1 pseudogene is annotated in these 209 nt (G+C 64.1%); it reads left to right on the top strand.

What is annotated here, in order from left to right:
• Positions 1–209 (top strand): annotated as a pseudogene (locus B3446_RS26655) (RNA helicase); the annotation flags it as partial.

The raw sequence follows: 209 nt of genomic DNA, 5'->3' as shown, positions 1-209 counted from the left end.
CATGCTGGACATGGGCTTCATCCGCGACATCCGCAAGATTCTCGCGCTGCTGCCCAAGCAACGCCAGAACCTGCTGTTCTCCGCCACGTTCTCCGACGAGATCCGCACCCTGGCGCGCGGCGTGCTGAACAATCCGGGCGAAGTCTCGGTCACCCCGCGCAACACCGCCACCGAGCTGGTGACGCAGACCGTGCACATCGTCGAACAAC

The sequence above is a fragment of the Achromobacter sp. UBA5777 genome, assembly GCF_002418565.1.
Classification (GTDB): domain Bacteria; phylum Pseudomonadota; class Gammaproteobacteria; order Burkholderiales; family Burkholderiaceae_B; genus Achromobacter; species Achromobacter animicus.
Note: the sequence above shows the minus strand (reverse complement) of the source record. Positions and strands in the feature narration are given on the sequence as shown.